This window comes from Mediterranea massiliensis (assembly GCF_900128475.1).
GTDB classification, from domain to species: Bacteria; Bacteroidota; Bacteroidia; order Bacteroidales; family Bacteroidaceae; genus Bacteroides; species Bacteroides massiliensis_E.
The window spans coordinates 207015-226530 of record NZ_LT635835.1 but is presented as its reverse complement, the minus strand read 5'-3'; the positions used below and the strand labels follow the sequence as shown (position 1 = coordinate 226530).

Here is a 19516-nt window from a genome sequence, read left to right as displayed (position 1 = left end):
AAGAAATGACCATGAACAAGAAACTACATATTCTGACTGCAGGACTGATAACGGTCCTGCTGGCCGTGGGGAGCGGATGCAACGACGACACAACGCCCGTCAGCCAGACAGAGAAGAATGACCTGATGACCTTCAACGTCCTGCACCCAAGGCAGGCCGCAAGCGGCACCAAAGTAACATCAACCGCCTTCGAGAGCGGCGACCGGGTGGGACTTTTCATCACCCGGCAGGATGCCCCGCTCGAAGTGTCGGGCAACTATGTGAACAATGCGGCCCTGACCTTCGACGGCAGTCAATGGACCACCGAGAAACCCGTCTACTGGGATGGCGGCACGTACAACATCTATGCCTACTATCCGCAAACCAGTCCGGTGACCTCGGTCGACGACCTGCCTTTCAGCGTGGCTACCGACCAGAACGCAGCCGGAGGCTACGAAGCCAGCGACTTCCTGTGGGCTACGCAACAGAACGCCAGTGCCAGTGACACGCCCGTCAGCCTACAATTCGCCCATCGCATGAGCCGCATGCTCATCCGCCTTGTAGAGGGTGAAGACTATGAAGGCGAACTGCCGGCCGACGCCGAGGTGTACATCCACAATACCGTTCCCGAGGCTACCATCGACCTGAGTGCAGGCGTCGTGACGCGAGACGACTACGGCACCCGTCAGAGCATACGGGCACAGAGCCTGGGCAACCACACGTATGCCGCCATCATCGTGCCCCAACGGCTGGACAACCGCCAACCGCTGGTGGAGGTGATCATGAAAGGGGTGTCCTACCTGTACGAAAGCAAATTTGTCTTCAAGCCCGGCGTGCAACACTCCGTACAACTGGTAATTACCAAGAATCCTGAACAGGTCAAGATTGAAATTGGCGGCGAACTGGAGAATTGGGACGAATGACACGGAAGGCCTGACTATAAACGACAGACGAATGACTTGACTAAACAATTTGGACTCAAACTCTCTGCTGCAGTACGTTGTTTACTCTAACACGCAGAAAGCCAGTACTGCGAAGCGGAATGATTGAACTGGTAGGGAGATGCCTTCCTTCTTTCTCCAGATTTTATCTGGGGGAAGAAGGACAGGCATCTTTAAATTTAAGTATGATAAGAGGCGGCTCGGCATAGTCAAACTGAAAAACCGCGTTTTTCATTTGCCTCTGCTCTCGCCTTTCACTATCTTTGTACACACTATATTTTGATGTAGATACATGCAAACAAACCCGATAAACCACATCCTCCGATGGAGCCTGATGGCACTGGTATGCTGCCTGTGGAGCTGCCGGCAGCCGCAAAAGGACCCGGCGGAAGCCCTCCCCTTCAGCAACGACGGAAAGTCGTGGGGACTGGTGAAGACAGACGGCACCGTACTGCAACCTGCCGGAAGCTTCGGCCAACGACCGTCGGCCGTAGTGGGCGGCATGTTCAGCCTGGCTGACGACGAAGGGCACCGTTACTTGTATGACATCAGCCGACCGACCCAACCGGTCAGCCGAAAGAGTTTTGCCCGCATCGGCCATTTTTTCGAAGAAGTGGCTCCTGCCCAAGAAGAAACCGACTCCCCCATCCTCCTGATAGACAAGCGGGGCAACGAAGTGATGTCCACTGCCCAATATCCGCAATATGACATCGCGCTGATGCACAACTTCAGCGAAGGACGGGCCCTGTTTGCCACAGCCGACGGCAAATATGGCTATCTGGACACGCACGGAGCCATTGCCGTTCCTCCGATCTACGACCGTGCGTACGACTTCCACGAGGGACGCGCCCTGGTGGGGAACACCGACAACAAAGGCCAAGCGGGCTATCTGCTGATAGACAGGGAGGGAAAAGTGCAATGTTGCATCCGCCTGTCACAGGTACTGCTCGACACGCGCTTCTCCGACGGAAGGCTCCTTTACAAAGAACTTCACTCCGGACACTTGGGCTATCTGGACAAGCAAGGCGATGTAACGGTCTATCTGCCCGATGACATCCGGCAGGCTTCACGCTATGCGTGGGAAACCGCTACCGTACAGACCGACAACGGATATGGCTTGGTGGATATAAACGGAAACCTCCTCATTCCCGCGGCCTATGAAGCCATCCACATGGCCGGCAAAGGCCATCCGGCGCTGAAAAAAGACAATTTGTGGGGAATGGTCGACGACAAGGGGCAAACCATCTGCCGCTTTCAGTATGACACCATCGGGCACTACTATGCGGATGGATATGCCGTGGTCCGGCAGCAGGGACGCAGCTTCTTCATCGACCGGAAAGGAAATCCGGCAGGAGGAGCGACCTATGCCTGTATCGTTGAGGATTCCACGGCTTCACGCCTGTGCCCGCAACGCTTCCTGACGGTACAATCGCCGGCCGGCACACAGGGAAACGCTCCGTCGGAACGCCCGGGGGAAAGCGACCGTCCGTCGAGAGAAAACGACCGCTTTGCCCCGGGTAAAGCAACCGCAAAAGCCGGGCAAACGGAACATAAGCCCAGCCTGATTGAACGGAAAGACTGGCGGAAAGTGAGCGAAGCCAACCCCTTCTACCAGGAAGCGGTCAAGGTAGTATCGGGAAATCTGGACGAGAAGGATGCCGGCAACCGGCAGATGATTCTGAACTACGTGGAGCATCTGCGTACATCCTACACCACGAAGGACATCGACTTTCTGGAGCAGCTGTTCAGTGAGAATGCCCTCATTGTGGTAGGGACGGTGGTACATTCTTCCCAAAAGGAAACGGGCTATCTGTCGCCGGCACAGGTGGTGTACAACATCAAGAGCAAACGTCAGTATCTGGACCGCCTGAAACAGGTGTTCCAGGCCAACCGGACCATCAATGTGCAGTTCAGCGATTTCCACATCATGCGCCATCCTACGTTGAAAGGTATCTACGGCGTCAGCCTGCGGCAGGGATACCAGTCGGACCTCTATTCGGACGACGGCTACCTGTTCCTGCTCTGGGACTTCCGCGACGAGACGGCTCCCAAAATACACGTGCGTACCTGGCAGCCCCGCATGCAGGCCGACCACACGCCGCTTCCAGAAAACGAAATATTCAACATCCGAAACTTCAACCTGCAATGATACGTCTGTTGTCTTCTCCGCCGTTCCGCCTGCTGGCAGTGGTCCTGTGCCTGTGGACTGCCGGCAAGATCTGTGCCCAGGAATTCATCGTGCGGTCCTTCCGCATGCTGCCCAACGACATCACCGCCTACATCGAGCCGGTCCGCGACCTCAATGACGAAGCTTGTGCGCTGCTGAAGGTAGTGGGCGACAAGGATTTCGTGTTCTCTTCGCCGCTGGGCATCGTAAAACGGAAGAACGATGTGGGTGAAATATGGATTTACCTGCCCAAAGGAAGCGTGATGATAACCATCAAGCACCCGCAATGGGGCGTCCTGCGCGACTACCGTTTCTCCAGTCCGCTGGAATCGCGCATGACCTACGAGCTGACCCTGGACCCGCCTCTGGGTTACCGGCATCCCGTCGAACTGCCCGCACTGGAAAAGCACCCCATCCTGCCCGACACGACCCGGCATCGGGCAGGTGTCCTGCCGATGCCACCGGCCCAACGTCCTCCGAGGCCCCGAGAGCCCTGGCGGCGCCTGCTGCTGGCCAACATCGGCTTGCAGGGCAACGGTCCGTCGGCCGGACTCCGCATCGCCCTCATGAGACGTCATGGCGCATACCTCATGTTCCAGAAAGACTTCCACGCCATGCCACGCACCGAAGGCAAGTGTGACCGCGACGGCGTTCCTGCCGGAGCAGACGAAGCCCCCTACTATACCGGACGAACCCGGAACGGCCGATGGATGCTGATGGCCGGGGGTATCCACCGGATTGTCGGTGACTTCTGCCTGTACGAAGGACTGGGATACGGACGGCGGGATGTGGCCTGGGAACGGGATAACGGCATCCTGCTGCGCAACAGCGACTACTCCCGGCGCGGTCTCAGCGCCGAAGCCGGCTGTCTGTACCGCTTCTACCGGGCTGCTGTTTCGGCAGGTGTCATGACCATTCAAGGCCGGTACTGGGAGGCGGCGGTCGGCCTGGGTATCAACTTCTAAACCGTTTTTGAACGATGAGCTTACGTATGCAAACATATCACTGGATATTCCTACTGGCAGCCCTGCTGCTAACCGTCTCCTGCCGGGAGGACGAGCAGCCGACCAGCCTGCCTCCCACCCTCACCCTGGGCGATGCGACAGACATCACACGAACCACCGCCCGGCTGAACGGAGAAGTTGTGCCGAACGGCGACGGAAGTGTACGATGGATCCGCTTCCGCTACGGCACTACTCCCGAAATGAACGAGGAAGCTGTCTGTCCGGCTGAAGAGCTGAAGGCGACGGCCAGCCTGAGCGACCTGCAACCGGGAACGACCTACCACTATTGCCTCGAGGCCGGAAACGAACAGAGCCAGGTGCGGAGCGAAACGCAGACCTTCACAACACAGCCCAACGTCGAACCGACCCTCGGCGAACTGACCCTGCTGAACCAAGGGCCCTTGAGCATCACGCTGGAATATACGATTCTGGATGACGGAGGAGAGGACATCACCGCCACCGGTTTCTACTACTACAAGCAGGGAGCGACGGACGAACAACGGATGGATCTGCAAACAACGGGAGCCGACCGGCTGAGCGCACGCATCAGCGGCCTGCAGCGGGAAACGGACTACTGCATCCAGGCATTTGCTGCCAATACCATCGGCGAGACACGGAGCGAGGTCTACCGTTTCCGAACGGGCCAGGCCGTTGTCCTGACACAGGCAGGTACCTTGCCCGACGCCATGGACGAGCAGGAAAAATACCAATTCCCCAGTCTGAACATCGCCGGCCCGCTGAACGGGACAGACATCCGCTACCTGCGTGAAATCATGGGAATAGACATCAACGGAAACGAAACACCCGGACGACTGCAGGCACTGAACCTGAACGATGCCTCCATCGTGGCCGGCGGCATCAGCTACGACGGACAGCGGTATACGGCAGACAACACCGTGAGCCGCGGCATGTTCGCCGGTTGCAGCTGGCTGGAGGAACTGACATTGCCGGCCGGAACAACTACCGTCGAGGAGAATGCTTTCGAGAACTGTCGGAGCCTTTCCGTGCTCCACTTCTCGCCGCAGTTGACGGAGTTTGCGCCGTCGGCCGGATGCAGCGGTCTGACAGCCTTTGATGTTCCCTCGGCCAACCCGGCCTTCTGCAGTGCCGACGGTATCCTGTACAACAAAGAAATGACTACGCTGTTGTGGTACCCCGAGGGAAAGGCGAACGTCACTTGTGCGGTACCGTCCACCGTGACTGCCATCGGTGAGTATGCTTTCCGCAACAGCCGGCTGCAGGGCATCGACCTGCCGGCCTCGTTAAAAGACATCGGGCAGGGAGCCTTTGCCGCTTCCGCTCTGGAAAGCGTGGTCCTGCCCGATGCTGTCAGCCTGATTCCGAACGGATGCTTCCAGCGTTGCGAACGGCTGGTTTCCCTGACTTTGGGAACGGCAGCATCCTACGTGTCGGAATATTGTCTGGACAGTTGCAGCTCCCTGCAACATCTGTATGTCAAAGCGGCGGATTTTCCTCCTGTCTGCCAGGAAGAGGCGTTTGCCGGAGCAGAACAGCTGTTCGAATCGTGCACCTTGCATGTCCCGTCGGGGTGCAAGTCCATCTACCGCAACCACCGGATATGGGGACAATTCAAACAGCTGGTCGAGGAAAGCGGCCTATAAGATCTGCTTGCTCTCGTTGGCCTTCAGACTGATCTTCTTCGACTGTCCGTTGAAGAAGACACGTGTCTTGCCACCCTTTCTCGACGTAATGTGGAGACGGGTCACCCGTCCGTCTTTCCAGTCCATATCGACGACAAAGCCACCGCGGGCACAGATGCCCTGCACGCTGCCGTCCTTCCACTGGGCGGGCAGAGCCGGAAGCAGGGTGATGGACGTCGCAGACGACTGCATCAGCATCTCGATGACACCGGCACAACCGCCGAAGTTCCCGTCTATCTGGAACGGCGAATGGGCATCGAGCAGATTGGGGTACGTTCCTCCTCCACGGCGGGCATCCTTACCCTTGTACCCGTCTGGAGTCACATAGCGCAACAGGCGGCGGTAAATGTGGTAGGCCCCTTCGCCGTCCTTCAGGCGGGCATACAGATTGACGCGCCAGCCGGTACTCCATCCGGTCGTATTGTCTCCCTTGATTTCCAGCGTACGGGCACAGGCCTTGGCCAGTTCCGGCGTTTCGTCTACCGACAGGTGGTGTCCGGGATACAGGCCGAAGAGGTGGGACTGATGGCGGTGTTGCGGGTCTTCGTCACTCCAGTCGTGGAACCATTCCTGCAGGTTACCGTTCTGTCCCACCCGATAGGGCAACAGACGAGAGAGGGCATCCCCGGCTTTCCGACGGAAATCCTTGTCCAGGCCCAATACTTCAGCCGCCCGGACGGCATCCTGCAGGCACTCGCGCGTCATGGCCAGATCGGCCGTACAGCCATAGGACGTGGCGCCTACATAACCGTCGGGAGTCACGAACTTGTTTTCGGGGGAAGTGCCGGGCGAAGTAAGCAGGTATCCGTCCTTTTCAATCAGCCAGTTCAGGCAGAAGTCGGCGGCACCCTTCAACGTCGGATAGTATTGCTTCAGGAACTCTTTGTCCTGAGTAAAGAGATAGCGTTCCCAGATGTGGGTGGAGAGCCAGGCTCCTCCCATCGTCCAGCAGGCCCAGGAAGGATCGCCTACGTTCAGCCCCACCGGACAAGTCATGGCCCAGATGTCTGTATTCTGTCCCAGGCACCAGCCTTGGTTCACTCCATAATAGGCTTTGGCCGATTCCTGTCCCGTCCGGCTGAGGTGGACAATGAAATCCATCAGAGGGCGGTGCATTTCGCTGAGGTTGGCCGTTTCGGCAGCCCAATAGTTCTCCTCCAGGTTGATGTTGGAGGTATAGTTGCAGCTCCAGGGCGGCAGCAGACATTCGTTCCACAAGCCTTGCAGATTGGCCGGCACACCCGGTGTACGCGAACAGGAAATCAGCAGATAACGTCCGTACTGGAAATAGAGGGCTTCCAGTTGCGGATTGTACTGCGACTCATCGGTATACCGGCGCAGCTGTTCGTCGGTAGGCAGGGATGCAATATCAGATGCCGTACGTCCCAGGTCCAGCTTCACGCGGTTGAAGAAATACTGGTAGTCGGCCACGTGGTTCCGGTGCAGTTCGTCGTAAGACTTGGCGGCAGCCCGCGAAATCCGGCGCTCCGCCAGCGTACGATAGTCGCGTCCCTCACGGACGGGATCTTTGTCGAAACCGTTGAAGCTGGTGGCATTGGCCACCAATACCACCGCTTCGTGCACTCCCTCCAGCTTCAACTCTCCCGAAGGATAGCTCTTTACCTGCCCGTCCTTTGTCAGTACCTTGACCAAGGTACGAAAATGGATGCCCCGATCCGGGTCGTACAAATGCTTTTCCGTCACGTCATCGTAGTAAACCGGATAGGAATGATAGGCCGCATAGCCTTCGGCCGAAATTTCGTTGTTCCGGGCCGAGGTGGCGTGCGGCAGCTGGGAGTCGAACGAGAGCAGGGCCCGGATGCCTTCCGGACTCTGCGAACACAGACGGATGACGATGACCGAGTCAGGGGCCGAAGCGAAATAATCGCAGGAGAAGTCCTTCCCGTCCCGCAAATAGCGGGTACTGGCTATGGCCGTGCTGATATCCAACGAGCGCCGGTAGGACGTAACTGTAGCCGACGCATCCAGATAGGTGATGGCCAACTGTCCCAACGGCTGATAGTTCTCACTGTAGTGTCCCTGTACCTTCCGCTGTTCCTGGTCGGCACCGCGGTAGTCTTCCCGATCCAGTTTTTCACGGATCACGGGGATGGCCAGATGGGCATCGGGAGTGGTCACCTTGCGGTCCGGCTCGCCGGTCCATAGGGTCAGGTCGTTGAGTGAAAGCACATCGCGGGCCGTGCCTCCGTAAACAATGGCTCCCATCGTCCCGTTGCCGATGACCAACGCTTCTTCAAAATACTGGGCAGGACGGTCGTAGTGCAGGACCAGTCCTGCATCCTGGGCTTGTGCCGCACCTGCCGACAGACACAGGCAGCACAGCACCTGAACGCTTCTTTTCGCAAACATGATTTTCATATTTATTTTATTCTTAGTCAAAACTTCACAGACATTTCTTTTCCCGTATAACGCACGACGCGGTCTGCACGTTCCATTACTTTCTCGGCCGAAGGTTTGCCCGGCTCCATCAATGTGATGCGGAAATGACGACGCTTCAGCATACCGGGGAACTCACCGTTCCGGTCGCAGATGGTCAGCGTACGCCGGGCATCGTCCCACACGAAACGGATGGTGGAAAACAGTCCCTTCTCGTAATTGTAATTGTCGAACTCGTCTTCGTACAGGGTAAACTCACCGTCGGCACCGGGATAGATGCAAAGATCCAGATTGTCCCACTTCTTCTCGGTGGCGTATTGAACGTCGGGGCCCAGCGGCAGAATGCTTCCTGCCTTGACATATAACGGTATCAACGAGATGGGGCATTCACGCTGTACATCCTGTCCGCCTTCCAACGTTTCGTTGGTCCAGAAATCCACCCAGCGGGCGCCGGCCGGCAGATAAACTTCGAAAGGACGGCTGGCCTTGGCTATATCGGGCACGGTGGCCACCCCCTGGTTCTTCTCCACTTTCCTGGTATAAAGCGGTTCGGTGACCGGGCAAACAAGCAGGTTCCGTCCGAAGAGGTATTCGTCGTCGAGCAGAATAGCCTTGCGGTCCGCAGCAAAATCCATCACCAGGGGACGCATCATGACCCCATCCTGCTGCACCACTTCACCGGCCATGCTGTAGATATAGGGCAACAGGCGGTAACGGAACTGGATGATACGTTTCTGCGCGTCGTAGGCCCAGTCGCCCTCCTTGCCGAACAGATAAATCTCGTTCAGCATGGGCGAAGAGCAGTGGTTGCGCATCATCGGCTGGAAACATCCCCACTGGAACCAGCGGACGTGCAGTTCCTGATAGGCAACGTTGGTCCAGTCGTTGTTGTACTCCCAACCGAAGAATCCGGCCAGGTCGGTGGTCCAGAACGGAATGCCGCACAGCATGTAGTTCAGTCCGGCAGGTATCTGCTGGCGCATGGTCTGCCAGCTGGACGACACGTCCCCGCTCCAGCTGAACGAGCCGTAATGTTGCTGTCCCAGGTAGGAGGAACGCGTCATGAGGAAGAGGCGCTTGTCGTCGGACACCTCGCGCTGATGCTCGTAGATGCCTTTGTTGGTCATCAACGGAAAGGCATTGTGCACGGAGCGGAACGAACCGTCGGCCGTCATCAGGTCGAAGTCGCTGTCCTTGATGTTGAAGTGGTCGGGCTCCGTGGAGTCGGTCCACCAGGCATCCATTCCCATGTCGTACATCGGACGCAGGTAGCGCCAGTACAAGTCGCGGGCCTCCGCATTGAAAGGATCGTAGGGAGCCGTTCCCGAATGGAGCGGCCAGGTATCGAACGGCAGCAGAGCATTCATGGCCTTCAGTTCCTTGTACTGGTCCGTCCAGGGGCCGAAGCTGGCCCAGATGGATATCATCAGGTGGGCATGGTTCTTGTGGACATAATCCACCATCTCCTGCGGGCTCTTGATGCGCGGTTCTTTGTTCAGCAGGGATTCATCGTCGGCGTTGTGTCCTTTGGGAATGTACTTCATCCAGTCCTTGTCGCCCACCTTGTTGATGTAGCTGGGGTTCATGAACTTCATGGCATTCCAGTTGGAGTCGCATCCCCAGTACTGCCAGTCCTGTACGATGCCATCCAGGGGTACACCCAGCTCGCGGTACTTGTCGAGCACGTTGCACAGCTCGTCCGGACTCTTGTAGCGCTCGCGGCACTGCCAGTAGCCCATGGTCCAGAGGGGAAACATGGTAGCCTTGCCGGTCAGGTCGCGCAGGGCGGCAATCACACCGTCCATGCTGCCGTCGCGATACAGGAAGTAGTAGTCTGAACACAGACCCACCTGCGACGAGAAGGATGTCTCGTAGGGCGTGTCGTTGAACTGCGAAAGTCCGGGATTGTCCCAATAGACGCCATAGCCTTTTTCGGAAGTGAAATACGGGATGCAGATATTGGTATTGGCGTTCCGCAGTTCGATTTGTTGGTTGCGGTGATTCATTACGCCCGTCTGCCGCTGTCCCAGTCCGTAAATCACCTCGTCGGGTCGGAGCATGAAGGTCTGGCTCACCGTGTACGAATCCTTGTCTACATCCTGGCGTGGCAGGAAATTGGTTCCGTAGGGCTTCTCGGCCAGCAGCTGGTTGCCTTTCAGGTCCCGGTAAGTCAGCTGCCCGGTACGTATGTCGAGGGTGACCGCCAGGCACGACGACTTCATCACCACCTCATCTCCCTTTTCCTCATAGGTAACGTCTACCCCGCCCGGCGTCAATATCACCGGATAACTTTTCTTGGCAGGCATTTCAGCCGAAGGATATTTCACGACACGGACAATGAAAGGTGAATAGAACGTCACCTCACCGTTCAATTGAGGTTGGGCGGTAGAAAAGCGGACGCCACCCGTCGTTTTCTCAAGCGTTTGTGCTTGTAAAGAGGCGGCCGCCAACAAGGTTGCCGCCCACAAAGCAAAGTTTTTCATGGTTTGGATATTAATTGTAAATTCTACACGCAAAGGTAAGAATTTACAACCATATCAACAACAATCCTACCAAAATACTTACCACCGTACAGACGACTCCCGGCATCATGAACGAATGGTTCAGGATATATTTCCCGATACGGGTCGTTCCCGTACGGTCGAAATTGATGGCCGCCACTACGGTCGGATAATTGGGAATGAAGAAATAGCCGTTCACTGCCGGAAAAAGGGCTATCAGCATCCAGGGGGAAACACCCAAAGCAATGCCCAGCGGCACTACGGCCCGGATGGTAGCGGCCTGGCTGTACAGCAGGATGGACATCACGAACAGGGCTACCCCGAACAGCCACGGCATGGAGCGGACGATGTGTTCGATGGAAACAGTCAGCAAAGACAAGTTGCCGGCAATGAACGTATCGCCCATCCAGGCAATACCGAAGATGGCAATGACCGCCTGCATGCCGGCTGAAAAGATGCTGCCCTGCACAGCCTTGATGCCGTCTATCCGGCAAAGGAGAAGAATCAGGGCCGACGTGCTGAGCATGATGATTTCGATAATGGAAGGCATGTCGAGCAGAACGGACTTCCCGCCGGAAGTAAAAGTCGGTCGCAGGGCATCGATCGAACCGAACAGGACAATCAGGAAAGTAGCCAGCAGAAAGATTCCTACGGAAATGCGGGCCTTCCGGACATCGAATGATGAAGCGGTCTCCACCAAACGGTCTTCTATCATGCCTTCCTTCAGGCGACGTTGGTATTCGGGATCGTCCTCCAGCTCCCTGCCCACTTTCATCGAACAGAAAGCCCCCACCAGGACACCTATCAGGGTGGCGGGAACGGAAATCTTCAGGATGTCGAACAACGAGATGTCAAAGCCTGCCAGCATCCCCAGCAGGGCCACCGTCGCCGCCGAGATGGGACTGGCCGTAATGGCCTGTTGCGAAGCGATGACCGCAATGCCCAGCGGACGCTCGGGACGGATCTTTGTCTCGCGCGCCACTTCGGCAATGACGGGAAGCACGGAATAGGCGATATGCCCCGTTCCGGCTACAAAGGTGAACAGATAGGTGACCAACGGGCTCAGCAGCGTGACCCGCGACGGATGCTTGCGCAGCATCCGTTCGGCCAGCTTCACCAGATAGTCGAGCCCTCCGGCCGCCTGCATGCACGAGGCGGCAGAGATGACGGCCACAATCATCAGCATCACATCGATGGGCGGGGCGGTGGGCTGGAGACCGAACACGAAACAGAGTACGGCCAGTCCCAGTCCACCCATCACCCCCAACCCGATGCCACCCAGACGGGCACCGATGATGATGGCTGCCAATACGACAATCAGTTGCAACCACATATCTCTCTTCTCTATTCTACGTTATATCCGGAAACCTTCAGCAAAGGCGCGTTTCCTCTCGTATCCACATCTTTCCAGTGTACACGTACCACCTTCGTCTCACCCGGCAACAGGGCAAAGTAGTTGTCGGAATAGAAGATGGGAAGGAACTGCAAACCGTCCTTATCGCCGACAATGTTCAGGCGGACCATCAGTGCCGGAGCCGAGGAACGGTTTTCTACCGTAATCTCCGCCTTCCATTCGCCGTCATCGGCCTTCGTGTATTGGGTCTGTGCATGCACGGGAACCTTCGGAAGCTGCTTCAATGCCTGATAGTTGTTCTCCACCTTGCTGCGATGGTAGAAGTTTTCGGAAACAATCTTTCCGTTCTCTTCCAGCGTCAGCTTGATGAAATGCACTTCGGACAACGCATCGGGGAACTGCAGCTTGATGCACTTCTCGGTGGTGTCTTCACGGCTGTCTACTGTGGCTTCCTTTTCCCAGGCTACGGAGGCATCCATGTTGAGCACCTGCACTCGGGCCTTCAGTCCGGGATGCAGACCGGCGTTATAGTTCACCACCTCTACTTCGTCGGTGGCCGGATTCCACTGGATGTGCAGCGGCTCGGAAGCCTTCTTGATGGCGAAATAGGCGGCCGTCGGTTCGAAATAATAGTCGTACGTCTGCCATACCATCGAAGGCCAGCACGAATGACTCATCCACATCAGCAGCCCCATGCGGTGCTTGCTGCGCGACTCGAAGAGGCTGCGGTGGCCGTCGTAGTTCACCCACTGGGCCAGGTCGGCAAATTCTTTCGCGCTTTCGGGCTGACCGTAGCCGGTAGCGATAATCTCGTTGAAGGACGTGGCGCCCTGTGCTCCCTCCAGCGTGTAGTCGTGCATGCCCCACTGGTCGGACTGCGGCCAGATACCTTCGGGCGAATAGGTGCGCAGGAAGCTTTCGTAGGTCAGTACGTTGGGCATGCCGCGCTCGCTGTGGAACTTGTCGTTGCCGGTCTCCAGCGTGAAGTAGGTCTTGGCAGGCAGCATGCGGTAGGGACCGTGTCCGCTCACCACGTCGTCGGCCGAACTGGAGATGTAGTGCATCCCCGGATGTTCTTCCTTCACAATGCGGCGCAGGGCCTTGTCGATGGTCTCGGGCGGGAAGCCTTCGTTGCGTCCGCAATACAGTCCGATGGAGGCATGGCTGCGGATGCGCTTCACATAGTCTTCGGCATTGGCGATGAACATGTCGGGATAGTAGGGATCGGGACCGTCGGCAGGATTGGCCAGCCAGAAGTCCTGCCAGATCATGATGCCGTACTTGTCGCAGGCGTCATACAGTTCTTCGTCGCCGATCATGCCCACCCAGTTGCGCAACATGGTGAAGTTCATGTCGGCATGGTAGGCCACGGCTGTCTCGTATTCGCGTCCGCGGTAGTTGAGGTTCGATTCGCTGAAGCCCCAGTTACCGCCACGGCCGATGAAACGGCGCCCGTTGACGTAGAGGTTCAGCACCCCGCCGTCTTCGTTGAACGTCATCTGGCGGATACCCACCTTGAAGTCGCGGGCATCGGATACTTCCTCGCCCACCTTGAAGGTAAAGTTGGCATCATAGAGATAAGGCGTACCGTAACCGTTGGGCCACCACAGGCGGGGATTCTTCACCTGAAGCTGTGGGAAGCGTTCGGCGTCGAACACCACCGTACGTTCCTCACCGGCCTTCAGCTGCACGGGCTGCTCAAAAGTGACGTCGCCTACCCTGCCCTGCAGAACACCGCTCACGTCCTTGCCGTCGTGGTTCTTCACCACCACTTCGGCAGTCAGACGGGCCTGTGTGGTATCGGGCAGAGCCAGCTGGGTCTGCACGTAGGGATCCTGCACGGTCACCTTACCGGTTGTTGTCAGGAAGACGTCGTTCCAGATACCGATGTTACGTCCGCGCATGGTAGGTATCCAGTCCCAGCCGATGGTGGCATGGAACGTGGGGTTGTCCGCACCGAGGATACCGCCGTTGAAGTCCGTGCTCTGCTTGTTCTTTTCCTTGATGGCACCGATGTGTGCGTTCTTGATGATTTCTACAGCCAGCACGTTCGTACCTCCCTTCACATAGTCCGTCACGTCGAACTTGCCGCGGATGAAGGCTCCCTCCAGACGCCCCACCTGATGGCCATTCAGATAGACATTGGCCTTCCAGTTGATGCCGTCGAAATTCAGGAAAACACGGTCGTGCTTGAACGAGGTCGGCACCTGGAACTCGTTGCGATACCAGAAGTTGGAGTTGAAAAACGACTCGGATATCATCAGTTGGTTGTCGGCATAGTTGGGGTCGGCCAAGGCTCCCACGTTCTTGTACGAAGTGAGCACCGTGCCCGGTACCGTAGCCGTTACCCATCCATCGGACTTGTAGGCAGGCGAAGCGATTTCCGCACCGGCGGCCTGAACCTCGGAAGCACGTTGCAGCTGCCAGCCGCCTCCCGAGAGCGCCCGTCGTCCGCCGTCGGCCTCGGGCATGGTTGCCGCACGGGGCAGCAGTCCGCCGCGGCCCATCACCTCCAGCTCACTCAAGATGTAGCGTCCGCCGTCGGCCGACCGGTTCATGCAGACACGCACGTAGCGGGCCTTGCCTTTGACGGCTATCTCGTCCGTCAGCCCCTCACCGCCGGGCAGCGGAGCCGCGTCGGTCCAGGTCCGGGCATCATCCGAAGTCTGGATGCGCCCCTCGACAGCCTTGTTCACCCAGTGGAGGATGACCTTGTCGAACTCCGAAAGCGAACCCAGATCCACGCTGACCCACTCCTCGCCCGCCGTGGCGCTCATCCAGGTGCTGGTGAAGAACTGCGAAGGCTTGAAGTCCACCAGTCCGTCGGCATTAGAAAACTCCACTTCGTGGAAGGTCCACTCGTAAGCACCCTTCATCTTCAGGCGGATGCGGTAGGAAGCATAGGCCGCCGTGTCGGTAAAGTCGAACATTTCCTCCAGCCGTCGCATCGGCATGGTCACGGTGCCGGTTTGCTTATTGGGGTCGTTCACCTCTACCCGTCCGGAACGGGCCTTGCCGGGCAGTTCGGCTCCCCGGTTCACGGCCAGCACGGTCCAGTTCTTGCCGTCGTTCGAGGCCTCCCACGTCATCTCGTAACCGCCCCGCGCCGCCTGGTCGTCGTAAATCAGGGTACCGGTCACCACGGCCCGGCTGACGGCCTTGTCATATTGGTGCATGTCAAACTGGAAGAAGGTCTCCTCGCCGCGCACCGTGTTGCGCGAATAGGGACCTCCGTCTATCATCCACTCCCGTTCTCGCTTGGGGGCACTGCCTTCAGGAGTCAGGAGGTCGAAGTATTGGGGGACTTGGTCGGTCACGATACCGTCGGTCAGGAGTTGCGAGGTCAGGTTATAGTCGTAGGCCGACGACTGGTACGTGGCCCGCAGGAGGGCCAGGTTGCGGTAATGATTGTCGGGCAGCAGCTCGGGCGAAAAGTCTTCCTGCGGACAGCCCGGATAGACACCGATACCACGGGTATAATAGTCGGAACGGAGGAACGAGCTTTCCGAAGCGGTACGTACATCGGAACAGCCGGACAGAAGCATCAGTGCCCCTACTCCGCCAAAGACGAAAGCGATGTTTGGTTTCTTTTTCATATAAAAATGATAACAATGTTAGCGTAATGGCAAAACCGCCCCTTCCGGACAAAAGGCTCACGGCCTCCGGACGGGGCGGTATTGATTGGTCTGGACAGATGTTTATTCCGGCAACGAACGAGGACGGTCTGCCGCATCGGAACCGAAGGCTTTGTTCGGCTGGCTGCCCATCTCGAAGGTCAGCGTACCACCCTTCATGATGTCCCCGTAGCTGATGTAGCTCTTCGTGTAGGGCTCGCCGTTCAGACGGACGGACTGGATGTACTTGTTGTCCGGGCTCACAGACGGAGCTTCGACGGTAAAGGTCTTGCCTTCCGGCAGATTGACCGTCACCTTCTCGAAGAGCGGACTGCCGAAGACAAAGATTCCATTAGACGGATTTACCTGATAGAAACCCAGTGCGGAGAGCACATGCCAGGCCGACATCTGACCGCAATCCTCGTTACCGATGATGCCTTCGGGCTGGTCGGTATAGAAGTTACGCTGGATGTAGCTGATCTTCTCCGCCGTCTTCCACTGCTGTCCGGCGTAGGCATAGAGATAAGCCACGTGATGGCTGGGCTCGTTGCCGTGGGCATACATGCCGATCAGGCCGCTGATGTCGTCCGAAGCATGTTCGCCCATGTCGCCTTCGGCCACAAAGAGCGAATCCAGCTTGCCGACAAAGCGCTCGTCGCCGCCCATCAGTTCAATCAGCCCTTCGGGATGCTGGGGCACGAAGAAGGTATAGTGCCAGCCGTTACCCTCGCAGAAGTCACCCCAGCCGTGGATGGACTGGAAGGGATCGTAGGGTGTGCGCCAGCTGCCGTCGTCCATCTTCGGACGGATGAAGTTGATGCTCTTGTCGAAATACTGCTCATAGTAGTGCCCGCGCTTCATGAACGTGTCGTAGACGTCCTGCTTGCCCATTTTCTGTGCCATCAGGGCCAGGCCCCAGTCGTCTGCGGCATACTCCAGGGCAATGGATGTAGCTTCGGGCATCTTGTCGCACGGTATCCAGCCTTTCTCCAGCACGTAAGGTACGCCGCGCTGTTTCTCGTACGTGGCCGAAGCGACCATCGCATTCAGGGCTCGTTCGGGGTCGAAGCCCTGGAAGCCTTTCAGGTAGGCGTCGGCTATCACCGGAACGGCACTGTAGCCCGGCATCTGGTTGGTTTCACCTCCCACCAGCGGCCAGATGGGCAGTTTGCCCTGCTGGTCGTAGATGCTCAGCATGGAGTTCACCATATCGGGCACCAGCTGCGGCTGGATGATGGTGAGCAGCGGATGCAGCGTGCGGTAGGTATCCCACAACGAGAAGGTGGAATAGTTGGTCCAGCTGTTGGCCTTGTAAATCTTGTCGTCGTGACCGCGGAACTCCCCGTTCACGTCGGCATAGAGCGTCGGAGCGATGAACATGTGGTACAGGCTGGTATAGAAAATTTTCTTGCCCCGCTCATCAGCACTCTCCACGTTGATGCACGACAACATCTCGTTCCAGCGTTTCTCCGCATCGGTACGCACCTTTTCGAAGTCCCATCCGGGTTGCTCGGCTTCCAGATTGGCCAACGCGTTGGCACAGCTCACGGACGACAGGGCCACCTTGAGCTGCACGTTCTTCGGATTGTCCTTGAAGGTAAGCACCCCTTTCACGGCCTTGCCCGTCAGCGTGTCCTGGCCGGCAGGCGTATCGTCGTCGAATACGGCTACACTCTCGATGGGCTGTTCGGATTTCAGCACGAAGAACACCTTGTGCTGCGGGCTCCATCCCCTGGAGAAGCGGTAGCCCTCCACCGTATATTCGTCCACACGCTTCAGGCCGGTTTCAAAGGCACGGTCGCCGTTGCCCTCTTTCAGGTTCACCAGCAGGCGCGGTGTTTCTTCGGGATAGGTATAGCGATGGATGGCCACACGGTCGGTAGCCGTCAGCTCGGCACGTACGCCGTTGTCCATCAGCAACGAATAGTAGCCGGGAGCCACTTGCTCGTTCTTGTGTGAGTAATAGGTGGAGCAGGAACCCTCGATGTTGTCCTGTTCGCCGCGGGCCGTCCGCACCTCGCCCACGTAGGGCATCAGCAGCACGTCGCCCAAGTCGGCACAGCCCGTACCGCTGAGGTGTGTATGGCTGAAACCGATCAGGACGCTGTCCGAATAGTGATAGCCCGAACACCAGTCCCAGCCTTTATGAATGTTCTGCGGTCCCGCCTGAACCATTCCCAGCGGAACACTGGCACCGACAAAGACATGCCCGTGTTCGCCCGATCCGATGTAGGGATCCACGTAGCGGAGGTAGTCCTGAGCATCCGCCTTGTTATCTTTCTGCGAGACACATGCTGACGGCATCAGGGCCAGCAGTCCGCATAGTACCACTCCTGTGGCAAGTGAAAGTACTTTCATACGTTATGATTGTTTTTTAAGGTTATGTTCGTTAGAGGCTGTTCAGCAGGTCCAGCTTGCCGTCGTCTATCAGCTTGATGATCAGCTCGCCGAACAGCGTATTCTGCCAGGCAAACCACTTGCGGGTAAACTTTTCCGGATTGTCCTTGTGGAAAGATTCGTGCATGAAGCCCGTATCGGCGTCGGTAGTCATCAGCATGCGGATGCATTCCTTGATTTCGTCATCGTCCTGGCTGGTGAAGGCCTTCATCATGATGCTCATCGGCCACACCATGTCATATCCGATATGCGGACCGCCGATACCCTCACCGGCCTTGCCCTTGAAGAAGTAGGGATTGCCCTCGCTCCACACAAAGCGGCGGGTGTTCTGGTAAATGGGGTCATGAACGTCGACGTCACCCAGATAAGGCATGGCCAGCAGGCTGGGCACGTTGGCATCGTCCATCAGCATGTGGCTTCCATAGCCGTCCACCTCGTAGGCATAGATGGTGCCATACTCCGGATGTTCGCAGGTAGCGTATTTGTTCAACGCCTGTTCCACCTCGTCGGCCAGGTCGGTACACTGCCGGGCCAGGTCAGCATCCTTGTTCACCTCCGTCAGTATCTCGGATGCCTTCCGCAAGGAAGTCACGGCAAAGAAGTTGGACGGAATCAGGAAAGGCAGTGTCGTGGCGTCGTCCGACGGACGGAAGATGGAGACAATCAGCCCCACCGGATTGGCCGGAGCACCCCAACCGTCGTTGATGGTGGTGTCGGTGGCGCGCTCGGTCTTGCGCTGGAAGCGGTAAGGTCCCTTGTCCTCCTTGCGCTGCTGTTCCTTGAAGGTACGCAGGATGTTCTCGACAGCCTTCAGCCAGTTCTCGTCGAAGATGCTGGCATCGCCCGTCACCTTCCAGTAATGGTAGGCCAGACGCAACGGATAGCACAGGGAGTCGATTTCCCACTTGCGCTCGTGCAGTTCGGGTTTCATGTCCGTCCGGTCGGTCTCCCACTCGCTTCCCTTCGGCCCGTCGTTGAAGGCGTTGGCATAGGGATCCATATTGATGCACAGGAACTGCCGGCGGATGACTCCCTCGAGCATCGTCTTCAGCTTGGGGTCTTCGTTGGCAAACTGCACGTAGGGCCACACCTGTGCCCCCGAGTCGCGCAGCCACATGGCGTGGATGTCACCCGTATAGACAAAGGTGTCGGGCTTGCCGTCCAGCATACGGAAGTGTACGGTGGTGTCCAGAGTATTGGGGAAACAGTTCTCGAACATCCACGCCAGATAGGGATTCTTCAGCAGGGCCTTGATTTCGGCAATCTTCTTCTCGATGATGTCTGACTGGAACAGACGGTCCTCCACCTTGGGACGCTGGCTGACGTACTGCCCTACATTGTCCTGACGGGCCACATAGGTCGCTTCAGCCCGTTCTGTACTGCCGAGCGGATTCATACGGATTACCTTGCCGGAGGCCGCATCGGCCTCCATCACAACAACGCCCAGCAAGGTTACGGCCGTTGCCCACATTTTCTTGTTCATGATTGGTTTCTATTCTTA

Annotated in this window: 10 protein-coding genes; 4 read left to right on the top strand and 6 right to left on the bottom strand. The window is 57.5% G+C overall.

Features of this window, described 5'->3' with window-relative positions; genetic code table 11:
- The first annotated feature begins 11 nt into the window (after positions 1-11).
- The 4 genes from BQ7483_RS03295 to BQ7483_RS03280 all read left to right on the top strand — a co-directional run bounded on the left by BQ7483_RS03295 (position 12) and on the right by BQ7483_RS03280 (position 5713).
- Positions 12-902, top strand: a complete 891-nt coding sequence (locus BQ7483_RS03295; RefSeq protein ID WP_162274237.1) for a fimbrillin family protein — start codon at positions 12-14, stop codon at positions 900-902.
- Positions 903-1212: 310 nt separating this feature from the next.
- Positions 1213-3069, top strand: coding sequence for a WG repeat-containing protein (locus BQ7483_RS03290; protein ID WP_083535636.1), 1857 nt, complete (start codon positions 1213-1215; stop codon positions 3067-3069).
- On the top strand, positions 3066-4052 hold the full coding sequence (locus BQ7483_RS03285; RefSeq protein ID WP_072544797.1) for a hypothetical protein: 987 nt from the start codon (positions 3066-3068) through the stop codon (positions 4050-4052). Before BQ7483_RS03290 ends, BQ7483_RS03285 begins: the two co-directional genes overlap by 4 nt.
- A 26-nt stretch (positions 4053-4078) precedes the next feature.
- Positions 4079-5713 (top strand): leucine-rich repeat protein, encoded by a 1635-nt coding sequence (locus tag BQ7483_RS03280; RefSeq protein WP_072544796.1) that lies wholly within the window; start codon positions 4079-4081, stop codon positions 5711-5713.
- On the opposite strand, the gene BQ7483_RS03275 is transcribed toward BQ7483_RS03280, so the two are convergent.
- The 6 genes from BQ7483_RS03275 to BQ7483_RS03250 form a co-directional block, all read right to left on the bottom strand.
- The gene (locus BQ7483_RS03275) at positions 5708-8131 is read right to left on the bottom strand and encodes a glycosyl hydrolase family 95 catalytic domain-containing protein (protein ID WP_139247517.1); all 2424 of its coding nucleotides are present in this window, start codon (positions 8129-8131) and stop codon (positions 5708-5710) included. The genes BQ7483_RS03280 and BQ7483_RS03275 overlap by 6 nt on opposite strands.
- A gap of 17 nt (positions 8132-8148) precedes the next feature.
- A complete protein-coding gene (locus BQ7483_RS03270; protein WP_072544795.1) occupies positions 8149-10632 on the bottom strand; it encodes a glycoside hydrolase family 31 protein in 2484 nt (827 codons plus the stop codon).
- Positions 10633-10675: 43 nt separating this feature from the next.
- Positions 10676-11983 carry an anaerobic C4-dicarboxylate transporter family protein gene (locus BQ7483_RS03265; RefSeq protein WP_072544794.1) on the bottom strand — a complete coding sequence of 436 codons (1308 nt, stop codon included), beginning with the start codon at positions 11981-11983 and terminating at the stop codon, positions 10676-10678.
- 11 nt (positions 11984-11994) lie between these two features.
- Positions 11995-15600: a glycosyl hydrolase 2 galactose-binding domain-containing protein gene (locus BQ7483_RS03260; RefSeq protein ID WP_072544793.1), complete on the bottom strand. Its 3606-nt coding sequence runs from the start codon at positions 15598-15600 to the stop codon at positions 11995-11997.
- Positions 15601-15702: 102 nt separating this feature from the next.
- Positions 15703-17922, bottom strand: coding sequence for a GH92 family glycosyl hydrolase (locus BQ7483_RS03255; RefSeq protein WP_072544981.1), 2220 nt, complete (start codon positions 17920-17922; stop codon positions 15703-15705).
- A gap of 85 nt (positions 17923-18007) precedes the next feature.
- On the bottom strand, positions 18008-19498 hold the full coding sequence (locus tag BQ7483_RS03250; RefSeq protein ID WP_407657202.1) for a glycoside hydrolase family 125 protein: 1491 nt from the start codon (positions 19496-19498) through the stop codon (positions 18008-18010).
- Between the last annotated feature and the right edge of the window lie 18 nt (positions 19499-19516).